Source organism: Nocardia rhizosphaerae (assembly GCF_042650365.1).
Lineage (GTDB): Bacteria > Actinomycetota > Actinomycetes > Mycobacteriales > Mycobacteriaceae > Nocardia > Nocardia rhizosphaerae.
The window spans coordinates 15,177-28,805 of the sequence record NZ_JBHSBA010000018.1; the positions used below are offsets into that span (position 1 = coordinate 15,177).

The 13,629-nt window shown below is 65.3% G+C and carries 28 protein-coding genes; 16 read left to right on the forward strand and 12 right to left on the reverse strand.

All coding sequences use genetic code 11. The features are described 5' to 3' along the window. Positions 1-58 precede the first annotated feature (58 nt). Positions 59-721 carry a DNA-methyltransferase gene (locus ACFOW8_RS28945; protein ID WP_378554853.1) on the forward strand — a complete coding sequence of 221 codons (663 nt, stop codon included), beginning with the start codon at positions 59-61 and terminating at the stop codon, positions 719-721. Positions 722-727: 6 nt separating this feature from the next. Here the strand turns inward: ACFOW8_RS28945 and ACFOW8_RS28950 are convergent, their stop codons facing one another. Beyond that, positions 728-931, reverse strand: coding sequence for a hypothetical protein (locus ACFOW8_RS28950; protein WP_378554854.1), 204 nt, complete (start codon positions 929-931; stop codon positions 728-730). Between the two features lie 76 nt (positions 932-1,007). Beyond that, positions 1,008-1,319 carry a hypothetical protein gene (locus ACFOW8_RS28955; protein ID WP_378554855.1) on the reverse strand — a complete coding sequence of 104 codons (312 nt, stop codon included), beginning with the start codon at positions 1,317-1,319 and terminating at the stop codon, positions 1,008-1,010. A gap of 120 nt (positions 1,320-1,439) precedes the next feature. Here ACFOW8_RS28955 and ACFOW8_RS28960 point away from each other — a divergent pair, with 120 nt between their 5' ends. The 12 genes from ACFOW8_RS28960 to ACFOW8_RS29015 all read left to right on the forward strand — a co-directional run bounded on the left by ACFOW8_RS28960 (position 1,440) and on the right by ACFOW8_RS29015 (position 6,932). Further along, positions 1,440-1,676 carry a hypothetical protein gene (locus tag ACFOW8_RS28960; RefSeq protein WP_378554856.1) on the forward strand — a complete coding sequence of 79 codons (237 nt, stop codon included), beginning with the start codon at positions 1,440-1,442 and terminating at the stop codon, positions 1,674-1,676. A gap of 74 nt (positions 1,677-1,750) precedes the next feature. Then, the gene (locus tag ACFOW8_RS28965; RefSeq protein WP_378554857.1) at positions 1,751-2,311 is read left to right on the forward strand and encodes a hypothetical protein; all 561 of its coding nucleotides are present in this window, start codon (positions 1,751-1,753) and stop codon (positions 2,309-2,311) included. Continuing rightward, positions 2,304-3,434, forward strand: a complete 1,131-nt coding sequence (locus ACFOW8_RS28970; protein ID WP_378554858.1) for a hypothetical protein — start codon at positions 2,304-2,306, stop codon at positions 3,432-3,434. The genes ACFOW8_RS28965 and ACFOW8_RS28970 overlap by 8 nt, the downstream gene beginning before the upstream one ends. After that, positions 3,431-3,637, forward strand: coding sequence for a hypothetical protein (locus ACFOW8_RS28975; protein ID WP_378554859.1), 207 nt, complete (start codon positions 3,431-3,433; stop codon positions 3,635-3,637). Before ACFOW8_RS28970 ends, ACFOW8_RS28975 begins: the two co-directional genes overlap by 4 nt. Further along, positions 3,634-4,386 (forward strand): hypothetical protein, encoded by a 753-nt coding sequence (locus tag ACFOW8_RS28980; RefSeq protein WP_378554860.1) that lies wholly within the window; start codon positions 3,634-3,636, stop codon positions 4,384-4,386. The genes ACFOW8_RS28975 and ACFOW8_RS28980 overlap by 4 nt, the downstream gene beginning before the upstream one ends. After that, the gene (locus tag ACFOW8_RS28985) at positions 4,383-4,649 is read left to right on the forward strand and encodes a hypothetical protein (protein ID WP_378554861.1); all 267 of its coding nucleotides are present in this window, start codon (positions 4,383-4,385) and stop codon (positions 4,647-4,649) included. The genes ACFOW8_RS28980 and ACFOW8_RS28985 overlap by 4 nt, the downstream gene beginning before the upstream one ends. A gap of 15 nt (positions 4,650-4,664) precedes the next feature. Beyond that, positions 4,665-5,162 (forward strand): NUMOD4 domain-containing protein, encoded by a 498-nt coding sequence (locus ACFOW8_RS28990; RefSeq protein WP_378554863.1) that lies wholly within the window; start codon positions 4,665-4,667, stop codon positions 5,160-5,162. A 14-nt stretch (positions 5,163-5,176) separates the two neighbouring features. Continuing rightward, entirely contained in the window at positions 5,177-5,599 is a 423-nt protein-coding gene (locus tag ACFOW8_RS28995; RefSeq protein ID WP_378554865.1) for a hypothetical protein, read from the forward strand. After that, the gene (locus ACFOW8_RS29000; protein WP_378554866.1) at positions 5,596-5,769 is read left to right on the forward strand and encodes a hypothetical protein; all 174 of its coding nucleotides are present in this window, start codon (positions 5,596-5,598) and stop codon (positions 5,767-5,769) included. The genes ACFOW8_RS28995 and ACFOW8_RS29000 overlap by 4 nt, the downstream gene beginning before the upstream one ends. After that, complete coding sequence (locus ACFOW8_RS29005) at positions 5,766-5,960, forward strand: hypothetical protein (RefSeq protein WP_378554868.1); 195 nt, start codon at positions 5,766-5,768, stop codon at positions 5,958-5,960. Before ACFOW8_RS29000 ends, ACFOW8_RS29005 begins: the two co-directional genes overlap by 4 nt. Further along, positions 5,953-6,504, forward strand: coding sequence for a hypothetical protein (locus ACFOW8_RS29010; protein ID WP_378554869.1), 552 nt, complete (start codon positions 5,953-5,955; stop codon positions 6,502-6,504). Before ACFOW8_RS29005 ends, ACFOW8_RS29010 begins: the two co-directional genes overlap by 8 nt. Continuing rightward, on the forward strand, positions 6,501-6,932 hold the full coding sequence (locus ACFOW8_RS29015; RefSeq protein ID WP_378554870.1) for a DUF2493 domain-containing protein: 432 nt from the start codon (positions 6,501-6,503) through the stop codon (positions 6,930-6,932). Before ACFOW8_RS29010 ends, ACFOW8_RS29015 begins: the two co-directional genes overlap by 4 nt. 17 nt (positions 6,933-6,949) lie before the next feature. Here ACFOW8_RS29015 and ACFOW8_RS29020 read toward each other — a convergent pair whose 3' ends face one another. The 6 genes from ACFOW8_RS29020 to ACFOW8_RS29045 all read right to left on the reverse strand — a co-directional run bounded on the left by ACFOW8_RS29020 (position 6,950) and on the right by ACFOW8_RS29045 (position 9,444). Then, on the reverse strand, positions 6,950-7,495 hold the full coding sequence (locus tag ACFOW8_RS29020) for a helix-turn-helix domain-containing protein (RefSeq protein ID WP_378554871.1): 546 nt from the start codon (positions 7,493-7,495) through the stop codon (positions 6,950-6,952). A gap of 46 nt (positions 7,496-7,541) precedes the next feature. Then, complete coding sequence (locus ACFOW8_RS29025; protein ID WP_378554872.1) at positions 7,542-7,844, reverse strand: hypothetical protein; 303 nt, start codon at positions 7,842-7,844, stop codon at positions 7,542-7,544. A 12-nt stretch (positions 7,845-7,856) separates the two neighbouring features. Further along, positions 7,857-8,234: a ParB N-terminal domain-containing protein gene (locus ACFOW8_RS29030; protein WP_378554873.1), complete on the reverse strand. Its 378-nt coding sequence runs from the start codon at positions 8,232-8,234 to the stop codon at positions 7,857-7,859. 417 nt (positions 8,235-8,651) lie between these two features. Next, the gene (locus tag ACFOW8_RS29035) at positions 8,652-9,056 is read right to left on the reverse strand and encodes a hypothetical protein (RefSeq protein ID WP_378554875.1); all 405 of its coding nucleotides are present in this window, start codon (positions 9,054-9,056) and stop codon (positions 8,652-8,654) included. Then, entirely contained in the window at positions 9,053-9,223 is a 171-nt protein-coding gene (locus ACFOW8_RS29040; RefSeq protein ID WP_378554876.1) for a hypothetical protein, read from the reverse strand. Before ACFOW8_RS29040 ends, ACFOW8_RS29035 begins: the two co-directional genes overlap by 4 nt. Further along, the gene (locus tag ACFOW8_RS29045) at positions 9,220-9,444 is read right to left on the reverse strand and encodes a hypothetical protein (RefSeq protein WP_378554877.1); all 225 of its coding nucleotides are present in this window, start codon (positions 9,442-9,444) and stop codon (positions 9,220-9,222) included. The genes ACFOW8_RS29040 and ACFOW8_RS29045 overlap by 4 nt, the downstream gene beginning before the upstream one ends. 205 nt (positions 9,445-9,649) lie before the next feature. On the opposite strand from ACFOW8_RS29045, the gene ACFOW8_RS29050 reads away from it, so the two are divergent. From ACFOW8_RS29050 to ACFOW8_RS29060, 3 genes are read left to right on the forward strand one after another with little or no spacing between them, the layout of a single operon-like run. Further along, positions 9,650-9,979 (forward strand): hypothetical protein, encoded by a 330-nt coding sequence (locus ACFOW8_RS29050; protein WP_378554878.1) that lies wholly within the window; start codon positions 9,650-9,652, stop codon positions 9,977-9,979. Next, positions 9,960-10,490, forward strand: a complete 531-nt coding sequence (locus ACFOW8_RS29055; RefSeq protein ID WP_378554879.1) for a DUF6879 family protein — start codon at positions 9,960-9,962, stop codon at positions 10,488-10,490. Before ACFOW8_RS29050 ends, ACFOW8_RS29055 begins: the two co-directional genes overlap by 20 nt. Further along, positions 10,487-11,329, forward strand: a complete 843-nt coding sequence (locus ACFOW8_RS29060; protein WP_378554881.1) for a helix-turn-helix domain-containing protein — start codon at positions 10,487-10,489, stop codon at positions 11,327-11,329. Before ACFOW8_RS29055 ends, ACFOW8_RS29060 begins: the two co-directional genes overlap by 4 nt. 344 nt (positions 11,330-11,673) lie before the next feature. Here ACFOW8_RS29060 and ACFOW8_RS29065 read toward each other — a convergent pair whose 3' ends face one another. From ACFOW8_RS29065 to ACFOW8_RS29080, 4 genes are all read right to left on the reverse strand, one after another. Further along, a complete protein-coding gene (locus tag ACFOW8_RS29065; protein WP_378554882.1) occupies positions 11,674-12,210 on the reverse strand; it encodes a hypothetical protein in 537 nt (178 codons plus the stop codon). Positions 12,211-12,415: 205 nt separating this feature from the next. Continuing rightward, the gene (locus tag ACFOW8_RS29070; protein ID WP_378554883.1) at positions 12,416-12,577 is read right to left on the reverse strand and encodes a hypothetical protein; all 162 of its coding nucleotides are present in this window, start codon (positions 12,575-12,577) and stop codon (positions 12,416-12,418) included. Between the two features lie 75 nt (positions 12,578-12,652). Next, positions 12,653-13,021, reverse strand: coding sequence for a hypothetical protein (locus ACFOW8_RS29075; RefSeq protein ID WP_378554884.1), 369 nt, complete (start codon positions 13,019-13,021; stop codon positions 12,653-12,655). 66 nt (positions 13,022-13,087) lie between these two features. Then, complete coding sequence (locus tag ACFOW8_RS29080) at positions 13,088-13,270, reverse strand: hypothetical protein (protein ID WP_378554885.1); 183 nt, start codon at positions 13,268-13,270, stop codon at positions 13,088-13,090. Positions 13,271-13,629 lie beyond the last annotated feature (359 nt).

Here is a 13,629-nt window from a genome sequence, read left to right on the forward strand (position 1 = left end):
GGGGCGGTTTGACTCGTGGAGCAACAATATGGTTCGTGAGTAGAAACTCGGGGGTCACGTGACCCTGTATTACGACGACGGGCAGATTCGCCTATTCCACGGATCATGCCTCGACAATGATGAATGGCTGACGGCTGACGTTCTTGTCACCGATCCGCCGTATGGAATGTCCTACACTGGGCGCGGCGGACGCAAAACGCTAATCGCGGGCGACGACACCACCGAAATCCGCGACAAAGCACTCCAACGGTGGCAAACCCGCAACCCCGACGCGCCAGCGCTCATGTTCGGCACCTGGCGGGTACCGCGCCCGCCCGGCATCAAACTCGTACTGGTGTGGGATAAAACCGACGGATGCGGGCCTGGCATGGGCGACCTGTCCTGCGCATTCGGGTCCTCCCATGAGGAAATCTACCTGTGGGGGAAATGGCCCCGCGGCACCCACCGGCGCATCGGCAGCGTCCTGCGCACCAACGTCGGCATGTCGGCGCTTGCCCGCAAGATCGGCCACCCCACCCCGAAACCGATCGGGCTCATGGAGTTGCTCATCGACCGTTCCGTGCCCGGCGCGACGATCGCCGACCCTTTCGCCGGATCAGGATCGACGCTGGTAGCAGCACAAAACCTCGGACGCCGCGCGGTCGGCGTCGAACTCGACGAACGCTACTGCGAACTGATCGCAGGCCGCCTGGACCGAGGCATCCTCGACCAAGCGGCCTGACCGGGTTCACCCGAACCGGAGCACGCACCAATCCACCCAACGGCCGTTGCCGTGCGACTCGTTCAACTCGTCCATCAGGGCGTTCGCGGCAGGCTCGGCGTTCCCACCGTGCTCTTCGTCGCGCAGGTAGTACACCTCGAACACTTCCTCCTCGAAGGGGACACCCGTCTCCGCGTCGTAGGCCGCCACACAGTAGGTCCTGTTCGCCATCGCCGTCCCCTTCGTGGTCGGTGCGTTTCGCCTGGTAGGACCAGTAACGCTCTGTTGCGGGGGACAAGTCAAGCGGTCATGCGCACCCGGAACAGAACGACACCAACGCCAGCCCGTGCACACACTTCGCCGCGACCGCCACCGGATAGCCGCGACCGTTGAGGAACCACTCCGGGTAGTCGTCCACATCGTCAGGAGTCGCCGGCCGCGCCAACACCTCGGCCGGTGGGGCGGGGATGGTGCGGTGATGGTCGAACCGGGTTTCCGCGTCGCCGCGACTCGCCGCCTGTATCGGTAAACCGCACGGATCGCACACCCCGAACACGATGGTTTCGCCACCGGGAGTGTTGGTTTCGGTGAACTCGATCCGGCATTCGCTGCTGCTCAACACCGCTTTCCTTCCCGTATGATTTCGATTCTCTAAATCGAATTAGCAATTCGATTTATCGTATCGAATTCAGGTTTGTGGGGCAATCCTGTGCTTGGCCTCGGCCGATACGATCTCCACGTGACGGAAGCATTGGACAGGCTGAAACAGGCGACCCGGAAATATCTACGCCTCAGCGACCAAACAGAAAAGGCGAAACGAGAAGTGCTCGATGCCGCGCTCGGCGCATTGCGAGACGGCGAAACCCCGAACAATGTCGCGGAAGCGTCCCCATTCACGGCAGGCTATTTGCGGAAGATCGCACGTGAAAACGGGGTAGAACCTGCCAAGCGGGGCGTGAAACCACGCCGCAAGTAGGCCCACCTGGGCCGCGCGCGGGTCCGCGCGGCCAACCCGCGAGACGGGTTTGACGGGTCCTCGAGAATGAGTATGTGACCCCAGCGGAAATCCTCGAACTCCCCCTCGAAGCAGGCAACGACAGCGGCGCCGACACCATTCGCGGCTACCTCGTCGCGCTGCTCGGTCGAGTGTGGTTCGGCAAAGAGGGATTCAGCGGCAAGTACCCATTCGGCAACTCCAGCTGGGAATGGGACATCTACCGGGCGCTAGTCCGCGCCGGACTAGCGGAGAACCCGTTCGATGACGACGGACACTACGTCGACCCTGTACGAGTTCGCGAATTCGACCAGGCCGCATGTGACCGCCTGATCGCGTCAGCAATCCGCGAACTCGGGCCTGTTCCGCCGGTCTATGACGTGCTCGTCGCGCCGATCATCGATCACCCGCACCCCGATTGCTGGGATGCGCGGGTCACCGACTTCCCCGACCGCGCAATCGGCATCACCGACCGTCAGTTCCTGGCGGGTGTCGCCGCGCACTACATCGCGACGTGGACCGGCTTCCCCGAGAACAGCATCACCGTCCGCCTGCACGAAGTTGGCCCCGAGACGATCGCCCGGTTCGACGAGCAGGCCAAGGCCGCCGATGACTGACCGCGACATCGTGGACGCCATCGACGAACTCGTCGACTGGCAAATGTCCCAGTACGAGAACAGGTCCGGCTACGACAGGAACGTCAACCAGGTCACCTGCCCGCACGTGTGGTGCGACGCCGACTGGCACGGGCTCGCAATCACCCGGCGCATGCAGCAGATGCGGCGCCGCGGCCTCGTCGACCCCGAATACGTGTACGCCGACGACGACAGCGAAGTGCTGTGCCCCGGCAGCGACTTCGACGGCGAGTTCACGCCACCCGCCACGCCGAGCGGCTACGACGCCGGTGGCTGGATCGCGCCGGAGCTCGAATTCCCACGCAACTACTACGACGGCTTCCTGCGCCCACGGAACCCGGTCGCGCCGTGGGTTATCTGGCCGCTGCCCGACGACCCGTTCGATGACAACTCGTCGCGCGGGGTCATTGAGATGACTGAAGTCGACAGTCTCCGTGGCCTCCGGTGCCAGGTGGATACGCCCGACGCGGCGTACGCGGAGTGCCTGCGAGAGCACGTGCGTTGCAGCTTTTTCGAAGAGGTCGCGCACCGGTACTCCGGTGTGCGACTGGATTCCGCCGAGATCCGCACCGAGTATCGCCAGGACGGGATCAGCAGGTTGGTCGCCTGGTGGGAACCGGACCCGGTCGGCGGGATCCTGGAGGGCGGGCACGCGCACGGACGAGAGGTCGGCCCGAACGTCGGCCACCGAGTGGAAACCATCACCCCGGTGATTCCGACGCTGACGGACTTCAACAACCCGCCGATGTCAATCGACCTGCCCACCGTCACCTACGAGCGCGCCGCGTACGACACGGTCACCCGCCGCTGGGTGTACCGGCCGCGGCAACCGGCGCCACGCGCGACTGCGCGGCCTCAGGCGGCCCGTCAGCATTTGATCCTCGCCGGTTCTCATCGGACAGCCACGATCTACGCCCGGCACCAGAGCTTCGACAGCCGCCCGCTGATCATCACCCGCCGAGAACATTGCCGCGGCCTCGACCCGTCACGCTACGTCATCCACTACCTCGGCAACCCCGATCTGCTGGACGAGATCCGAATGCGCCTGCACAACGGCGTGACCCTCGAATCCCTCATGTACACCCCAGGAGACCAAGCAGCATGAACGACACGTTCATTCGCCTCACCGACGACAACGGTGAAGCCTTCTACGTGCGCGCCAGTCAGATCGACGTCATTGGCGTCCACCAGGATTACGCAGACCTCACCTGCATTCAGGTGGGTGGCAAGCGTCTGCTGTGCAGCGAGCCCGTCGCCAACGTCATCGACACCCTCGCGTCCCTCGTGATCGAGGTCGACGCCGCGTGAGTCGCATCTACTTCCACAGCCCCAGCGGCGACGCCGCTGTCCTCGGTAGCGAACGCGCCCACCTCGGCACCGTCACCCACGAGGCCAGCATCGGCCTGCTGGTCGGCATCGTCGGCTACCCCGAGCTGCGCCGAGTGCTGCACCCCGCAAGCATGGCCTACTCGGCCCTTGACCACCCCGGCGGTGGGCGCATGCTGTCTCTGGCCCTCGGCACTTTCGGTGACAGCCAGGGCGCGTTCGTGCACAACGGGAAACGCGTCGACCACTGGCACCTGCTGCTGAACACACTCATCCAGCAGTCCGGCGACAGCATGCGCCTCGCCGCGCGCGTCCACGCCCAGTGCGAAGTCCACGGCTACGTCGAAGGCGCCGACCGGGCATGGCTCGCAGACCTGATCGAAGGCGCCCGCCGCGACGGCGTGTTCCGAGCCGAGATGGGTTGGGAGTCGGTGATCGAACTGCTCCGTGCCCGCGACGACGAACCGGTCGTCATGTCCTACAGCGTGTGCGACTCGTTCCCGAACCCGGGGGCGACCACCTGGGAACCGGCCGACGCCGAGGACGAGGACCGCGAAGCCTGGTACCAGCTCTCGCACGACGAGCAGTGGGCGACCGGCCTGGTCTGGCTGCGCGACGAAGCCAACGGGCGCCGACAACTGCAGCCCGACACCTGGACCGACTTTGGGTTCGGCGAAGGACTCACCGCCACCGATCTCGCCGACAGCCTCACACAGCAGGCCGCAGCGTGACCTTCATCCTCTCCCGCGCCGAGGTCGAAGCGCTCGGCGGTCACCAGTCGCTAGCGCTCATGAACCAGCCGGACTTCTTCTCGAGGAGCACCACCATCACCAGCCTGTTCGAAACCTCGTACGCGCGCGCCATCCTGCTGGGTCTGCAGCGCAAGCACGTCTACCAGGGCACCGTCCCCGAGACCGAGATCGCCCGCCGGCGCGCGAAGAACCGCGCCGCCCGCAAAGCCCGCAAGACCCAGCGCCGCAACGCGAAAGGCTGACCAGAGGTGCCAAGAATGGGTGAACAGTGGAAGCCCTTCCCTGCCGACGACCGTTATGAGGTCTCGGACCTCGGCCGTGTCCGCCGCGCATCGACGGGTCGGGTTCGTCGACCGGTGGCATTGAAGAACGGCTATCTCACCGTGATGGTGAGCAACGGGTCGACCGACAGGAAGCTCTATTACATCCATCGAATGGTGTACGAGACGTTCGTTGGCCCGATTCCCCTTGGAATGCAGGTCCGGCACGGACCCAACGGGCAGACCGACAACCGCCTTTCCGAACTGCGGATGGGCACTGTCCGGGAGAACATCGCGGACAAGAAGCGGGACGGAACGGAGCCCACGGGAGCAGCCCGCTGGTCCGCCAAGTTGACTGACCCCGAAGTTGAGTCCCTCCGTAGCAGACGAGGCGAGCCCTACCGGCTGCTTGCGGCCGAGTTCGGAGTGTCGACAACGACGATCGGGCGTGTGGTGCGCGGCGAAAGCTACCCGGCTGAGGCGGTGGCAGCGTGACGACCAAGAAGCAGTTGCGCGCCGAGCTCGCGCGGGCACAGGCCGAGGCATCCGACTGGCGAATCCGTCACGACGAACTGGCACAAGCATTCTCGGCTGTCACCGGGTCGGCGCGTTACGTGACTCTGCCCGCCGACCAATTCGATAAGCTGATGTCCGAGGTCGACGCGGCGGACCCGGCGCCGAAGCTGGCCGAGGCCGCGGTGAAGCCGCGTGCATTCAGCCAGAACCCGCCATCGAGCATCGGTGTTCCGATCCGAGCGCTGTGCGGGTGCGAGGGTCCCGACTTCCTGCTGCACGACTCCGGGCTCATCGAGTGCGCCACCTGCCTGGTCGACCTGCGCGACCCGGAAACTATCCCGGAACGTTCAGGAAATTCAGGGATTCCGTGCGGTACGGAAACCAGCAATTTCCTGAACATCGAGGAGTCGGCGTGACCGCGATGACGGATTGGCAGCCGACCGAGTGGTGGGCGGCATTCGACGAACACGGGCTGCTCGCCTACGAGGGCACCGACGAAGCCGCGGTGCGCATGGAAGCCGCGAAGTCCGGGTTCACGGTCCGGCGTCTGTGGCGACGCACCGACAGCGAATGGCGGCCCGCATGATCGCCCGGCATTGCGACCGTCACGGGTGCGACTCCTGGAAACGCATCGACGACGTCGAGGTTGTCCGCTGGGGCAACCCCGGATGGGTCACCGTCGACCTCGGTGACGATACCGGCCACTTCTGTTCCCTCGCCTGCCTCGTCGCCTACGGTGCAACCGCACTCAAAGCCACCGGAGAAACCAATGGGTAGCAGCCCCTCCGCCGACGTGTACTTCGGGTACGACCTGCCCGAACCCGAGTACGACTACGACACCGACACCACCAACGAACCCCAGTGGATGCAGGACAACGAGGACTGGGAAGACGAACTAGCCCGTCGACTCGGGTGGACCGAAGTGCCGTTCCCCGAGGACTACCCGGACGAGGACCGCGGAATATGGGGGCTCCCGCGCGAAGCCCGTGAGCTCGCCGAGCAGACTCTGCGGCGACGCCAGCAGGCATTCCACGAAACTCCCGAGTACCAAGCGTGGTCAGACAGCCTTGACCGCAAACGCGAACTCATCGCCAGCATCGGCGTCGAACTCGACTCCTACGACTGCGACGGCGGCGACGAACAGTACGCAGTCCGCATCAAGGCATCGGTCCAGCACGCCTACGGCTGGAGCTCCACACCACTGAACCCACTCGTCGAACAACCGGAGTGGCGTGACCAGATCGCCCAGTTCGTCGAACTCCTCGGCCTGGACGTTGGCGACGCCGAACCCGGCTGGCACCTGAACTGCTCGTACGGGTGAAACGCCTGCTGGTCACCGGCTCCAGGGCCTGGACCGATCGGCAGACCATCCGGGACGCGCTCGCCGCAGCATGGCGTGAACTCCAGCCCGGCCCGATCGTCCTCGTCCACGGCGCGGCCGACGGCGCCGACTCGATCGCGGCCGACATCTGGGGGAGCGCTGGCCTGCCCGTTGAACCGCACCCCGCCGACTGGGACAACTGTGACCACTCGTGCAAGCACGCGCCGCGGTACCGACGCGACGGCACCCCGTACTGCCCAGCCGCCGGACCGCGCCGCAACCTTGAGATGATCCGAACCGGTGCCGACCTGTGCCTGGCGTTCCCGCGCGGCAAGTCGATCGGCACCCAACACTGCATGCGGCACGCCCGCGCCGCTCGAATCCCCGTGTGGGAATGGGGACTCGGCGGCCAAGCACCTACGCGCTAGTCGTCCGACTAGGGTTGTCAACTTCCAGCGCGCCGAAGGTAGTTCCACACCGTCCCAGTCGACACTGAGTACCGCTTGGCGAGGTCGTCGATGCGCGCGCCGCTATTGCGAAGCTGTACCAGTTGGGCATGCTGTTCGGGCGTGAGCGCAGGTCGACGCCCCCGGAAGACATTACGAGCCTCGCCGATATCGATCGCGTCTTGGTAGTACTTGCCCTTCAAGACGTTCGACACGACCGATTGAGTGACACCGAACTCGACAGACAACTGGGCGATGGTCGATCCGCTGCGATACTTGTGCCGGATCTGCTTGGCCTGCTCCACTGTGATGGATCGCCTGTCCGGGCGGATCAGGATAGTGGTGTGTTTGCGTCCGAACTGCTTACGCAACTCCTCTACGAGTTCGCGTAGTTCGCTCACCTCGGACTCGAGGTGGGCGACGCGGGAGTGGAGGTCGCGACGTTCACGGTCGCCGTAGCGAATGCCGACCAGGCCGCGGCGGATCGTCTCAGCGCTCACGGGGTGATCAGCCGCGACGAGACGTGCGGCAGCGTTGGCGCTCATGCCGCGCGATTGCATGAGCGCGCGGGCGGCCTCGACGGCGGCTTTGCTACTGGGCCTCGGCACGGTGCTGCTCGATCATCTGCTGGACGCGGGCGCGGTGCAGGCCGAGCAGCGTGGCGACCCGCGCGTAGGACCGTTCGTCGCCTTGCTCGGCGTAGATGTCGGCGACAGCTTGGCGACGCTTGGCGGCGATGGCGTCGACCACGGCCGTGAACAGCTGCTGTCGCGAGGACAGGTAGGTGTAGCGGGTCCAGGAGTCTTCGGCGGGATCGTCGCTGACGAGGTTGTCGAGGATGGCGTCGACCTCGCTGGGTTCGACGCCGTAGCCGGTGAGGCTGGAATCTGCCATGGCACGAGCCTTTCAGTGCAGGTCGAGGCCGAAGTAGTCGACCACGTCGGCGGGCAGGCGGTCGATGAGCTCGATGTAGCTGTCGTACTCGGTGTGCTCGGCGCGGATCTCGGGCCAGCCGATGCCGTACTCGTCGGCGAGGGCAGCGACCTGGACGACGGGGAACCGGATGTCGATGCCGTCACCGCGCAGGTTCTCCGCGGCGGCGAAGCGGTGGGCGCCGGTGATGGCTTGGTCGCCGTCGATGACCAGGGGCGGGCCCTGCCAGCCGTGTTCGCGCATCGACTCGGTGAGGATGGCCAGCTTGGCATGGTCTTGCACTTCGTGGACCGGGTTGACACCGGTGACGGTTTCGACGAGGTACTCGGTGCGCTCGGCTACGGTCTGCATAGCCCCACTATACGATCAGGCGAGCTGTTTGCATAGCCCCGGTATGCAGAAGGCTGTCCCTTCGCCATGCAGCGCGGTACCCGGCGCCCAGGCAAGCCGCTGCTCGATGGGGTCGCACCACCTGCCCTGCTCCGGTCCGCGGTCGATCCCTCGCTCGCGGTCTCGATCACCGACCGTCCGGCCGTCGCCGTGCCGTTCACGCGACCCCCGAAACCTGCTGCTGGCAGGTTCCGGGGGTCACCAACACCCCGGTCGACGTGTGACGGAAGAACCGGGGGAGCGAGGGGACCGGTCAGGTCACCGTGCGAGGCCCCACTCTGGATGGGAGACGCCCCGCCGGGCGAGGGTTCGGCGGGGCGTCGTTACCGGGATCCGTCTGCCGATTTCCCGGCGATCGACAGACGGGGCGTGCGGGTGCTACTGGTGTTCGGTGACGTTGTGCGTCACGGCCGCGATCTGCGTCGGCTGTGTGGCGTTGCTGCCGTACAGCTCGATGGACATCGGATCGTTTGTCGCGTTGGTGTTGCCCGCGTTGCCGTCAGGTCCCGGAATCATCTGCTCACCCCCTCTCTGTGCTCGTGCGGATCGAGCAGGCTTGAGGGCGGCGCGGCCGTTCCGGTTGACCCACCAATGCAATTCGCCGTCCCGTGGACGCGCGGCGACCAGCCCGGCGGCGTGCAGCTGGTCGAGGTACAGGCCGGTTCGGTAGGTGCCATGCCCGAGCAGAGCGGCCAGCTCGTCGCAGGCGACACCGGCGGGCGGGCCGGGGGCAACGGCGTGCAGGGATTCCAAGATCCAGCGTTGGCAGCGGGTGAGGCTCATTCGCGTGCCTCGAGTGCGTCGAGGACGGCGAGCGCGCCGCGCACGTCGGCGTCGAGCTCATGCAGGCCGGGCCGGTCGTCCCATGGCCCGAACGCCATGGTGTGGATGTGGCCGTGGTCGTCGACGCGCGACCATGTGCCGTCGAGGTACTGCAGCCAGCCGCTCACCGGACGGCCCGCCGGGGTGGGCGGCGCAGCAGGGGCGAGATCTGCCAGCGCTCGGCCCGGTCGCGGAATGCCATGCCCTCGCGGCACAGGGCTCCGAGGTCGCGCTTGGCCTTCCATCGGGGCAGGCGCGCGCCGCGGGCGATCTGCTCGACGGTGAGCATGCCGCCGGGAATCAGGACATCGAGCACGGTGCGTTGCCGTGCGGTCAGGTGGTCGAACATGGGATACCCCCACTGGTGTCTCGGCTCGGGCGTCCGGCGCCTGTTTCGGCGGATGTGCCAACGCTACGAAGTAACGAGTCGGCGGCTCTACAAACTTGCGCGAACTTGCGCGAATTGCCGTTGATACCCCGCACTTAGGGAACAGATCGTGCACCATAGAGCAATGGCGCAAGTTCGCGCACACTCCTCGACAGGGCGGTGCAACATGCAGTTAGAGTTCCTCGGCAACGGTGGTAGCGGCGGTGGCGGATGTCCGACACTCCTCGCCTCTGACACCGGCGCCTACGTCGTGCAGGGATGGGAAACCGATGACCCCAGCATCGTCGAAATCCCCCACCTGCTCCTCGGGTTCGCCAAGCCGAACACATACGTTGGCGCCACGATGACCGACACCGGCCGAGGGACTTTCACCCTCGCCGGCCGGCCGATCATCGACCGTGAAACGCTGGACCAGTTGGACCTCGCGCCCGGTGAAACCGCGATCGAGGTCCCTATGTGTGAGAGGAAGTTCTACGGTGCTCCTGCTGGAAGGTGAGGCGTTCGATGACCTCCTGCGGTCGGCGCGCCATGAGGCGTTCCACCTCGAGGTGAAGGACACCTATAACACCCCCAACGAGAGTCAGCCGTTCCGCGACTTCCTCAACGGTGGACCTGCCGACGACTATGCGTGGCTGCAAGATTGGCTCGATCTCGTCAGCGAAACCAGCACTCGCGGCGTGCAGGTGCGTCGGGCGAGGGTGGTCACTGTGCCGCACACCGACTACACCCGTTGGCTACTGGAGGTCTCGCATCAGAACGCGAAGGCCGGCGAGGAGATCCGGTATCTGTCCAGGCACGACGTCGATACCGGCAGACTGACTGTCGATGACTGGTGGCTGTTCGACCGGACATCGGTGGCTTTCACCGTGTTCGAGCCCGGCGGCCGGTGGCGGGGTGGAGCACTGACGACCGACCCGCGGATCGTCGACTACTGCGTGCAGGTGCGTGACCTCGTGTGGGAGGCGGCGATCCCGCACACCGAGTACCTCGCACTCGGTGCTCGGTGACCAATCCAGTCAATCAAGCGCGCGAAGCTCTCGGCCTCCAACTCCGGGAGCTTCGCCGCGACGCCGACCTCACCGCCCGGCGCCTGGCCTCGATTGCCGGATGGCACGAGTCCAAGGTGTCGCGCATCGAATACGGCAAACAAACCCCCTCCGAAGCGGACCTGCGCGCCTGGTGCGAACACACCGGCCACATAAGCGAGCTGCCCGACCTCATCGCCGCACTGCGCAATATCGAAGCTGCGTACATGGAGTGGAAGCGGGTCCTGGGCATCGGCACGCGCCGCCGACAGAAGATGTCGGTGAAGCTCGAGGGCGGTGCCCGCACAATCCGCTGGTACGAGCCGACCATCGTCCCCGGCCTTTTACAGACCGCCGAATACGCGGCCGGGATCCTGTCGAAGATCATCAGCTTCTACGAGATTCCCGATGACCTCGCCGACGGCGTAGCCGCCCGGATGGAACGGCAGCGCGTGCTCTACAAGGGGGACCGTCGGTTCTCGTTTATCATCGCCGAGCAGGTTCTCCACACCACCGTGGGTGACGATCAGGTGATGCTCGGCCAGTTCGACCGCTTGCTGACGGTGATGTCGTTGCCGCGGGTTGTGCTGGGAATCGTCCCAGCGGCAATGACCTACAACGGACCAGCGACGAACGGGTTCTCCATCTTTGACCAGCATCTCGTGCAGGTGGAGACAGTGACCGCGGAGCTGTCGGTGAAGCAGCCGCGCGAGATCGCGCTGTATGAACGGATGTTCGCTGTCCTGAACGAGCAAGCGGTGTTCGGCGAGAGGGCTCGCGAACTGATCTCCAACGCTGCGCAGTGCCGGCACCAGCGTTAGCGTCACCGGTGTTGGCTGTGGTTGCACGCCTCGGTGACCGGCGGCCAGTAGATGACCGCGTCGCATTGGAGGCAGGTGTGGGTGCGGTGGCATCTGGTGTTGGGGACATGCTGGCACATGATGGTGCCGACGAGCACTTGGTTCGGGCCGAGACGGTGGCCGTTGGGGCAGGCGACGGGGGAGGGTTGGACCCATCGGCCGCCGCGGACCGCGTAGCGCTGGTCGGGGTCGAGGCCGTGGGTGCTGCCTAACCCCCACACGATCGGATTCGAACACACATTCGAAGTGTACGACGATCGCCCCAGTGCGATTTGGCGAAGGGCCTGCGAAATGGGGCGGAGAGGTCAGCACAGGCGGTGACGTCGGCATATCCATGGCTCTCCACCGTCGTTGTTGCTCGGGATCCCTATGCCTGGTATGCCGCTGCCTGAACCCGAGTCCTCGGTGGGTTTGCACCAGACATCGTCTGGCTTCTCGATGGCCAGGCTGAAGAACAATCGGTCGAGCCTTCCGTACTGCGCGCCTGCATGCACCGGTTCAGTGGGGGAGGCGCCTGCCGTCATGCCGGGCTGAAGGACCAGCACGACACTCGCCACGGGCCATGATTCTTTTGAGCTCATCCGACTATCTGGCCCGTACCAGATGCAGTGGTTGTCTTTCGAATACTCGTACGTGGGGCCGCCAGCTTCCGTCATTGCCTTGCCGTTGAGGTACAACTCCTCAATCATGTCCTCTGCCGCATCGGCGCTCATGCCGATGACATTTGGGAATGCGACAGGCGCGTTCGTGATCTTGGCGTCCGGCTTGGGGTTCGCGGGGGTGCACGCAGTGACTCCAGCAAGTATCAGTGAACCCAGGACCGTCAACGACTTCGACACCACCGACGGATTGAATCACGGAAAGTAGCGCGGTGACGACTCTGCTGCCGGCCGTTGGTGACCAGATCTGTTCCCTCGCGCCGGTGGTGGCAGATGGACACGGCCGGGCTACTCTGCGAGGCGGCTAGTCGAGATAACCGACATGGTGAGCGGGCACGATTGGGTGCGCTGCCAAGAAAGGCCCCCGCCGTGGCGGGGGCCTTCCTGGTCAGCGGTGGCGGGCGAAGAACGCTTCGGCGAGCGCGTTGAACTCGCTGTCGGCCAGGCCGACGCGGTTCATGGTGGCGTGGAACTCGGTGACCTCGCGCATGTTGATCGAGGTGGGGGCGGCGTCGGCGGTGGCGATCAGGGTGGCGAGCTTGGCGGTCATCTCGGGTTCCTTCCCGGTGGGCTGGGGCTGTTCCCCTTGCCGATAACACAACTGTAGCTTACGAAAACGTAAGCGTCAACCGTTTGAGTACACCACCCGAACCGACCACGGCGCCTGCCGCACCGCCCGCGCCACCACCAACTGATGCCAGCCCGCAGACCACGGCCGCGACCAGTCAGGATGCGCCGCCCGCGCCGCCGCGCTATCACCGAACACCGTCAGCTCGTCCACCTTCCCGCCGGCGAGCTTCGCCACCAGCACCGCGACCTCGACATCAGTCTCAGCCACCATCTCCTCCAGCTGCCGCTCAACACCCTCCGGCACGACGTAGCGGCCCTTGATCCAGTGCCTGATCGTGTGCGGGGTGACCTGCAGCAGGTCGGCGGCATCGGCGTTCGACAAGCCCAGATAGGCCAACGCAATCGAGAACTCGGCAGCGGTCATGGGGATCCGTTCCTCCAGGTGTGAAAATGCCCGCCCAGGCAGTTCCTGGGCGGGCAGTCGGGGTGGTCAGAACATGTCGGCCAGGGCGTCGAACATGTCGGGGGTGAAGCCGTCGGCGACCAGGGTGGCCTTCGCGGCGGCGCGAGCGTCGATCGCGGCGCTGGCATCGCCGCCGGTCTCCATCAGCTCATCGAGGGTGTTGGTGGCGCGCAGGTAGGCGATGACCGCGGGGGTGAGGGTGATGTTCATGTCGGGTTCCTTCCCGAGGGGCTGGGGCTGTTCCCCTTGCCGTTGACAACACTCTAGCTTACGAAAACGTAAGCAGTCAACATGCTTTGGATCGGCCTCGCTATGCACACCACCACAACCCGTGAAATGATCACCCCGTCATCAACAATCAACCCAACGATCGTCGATGAATACCCCCAGAACAGCGCCCGCGACCAAACCTGGCCGCGGGCGCCGTTCGGTATCTACAGCGAGACCGGATAAACCGGTTCCTGGATTTCGGGCTTGATGCGGTTCTCGACGAAGATGCCGTGCCAGACCATGAAGACCAGCAGGGTCCACAGGCGGCGGCTGTGGTCGGACAGGCCTGCCTTGTGGTC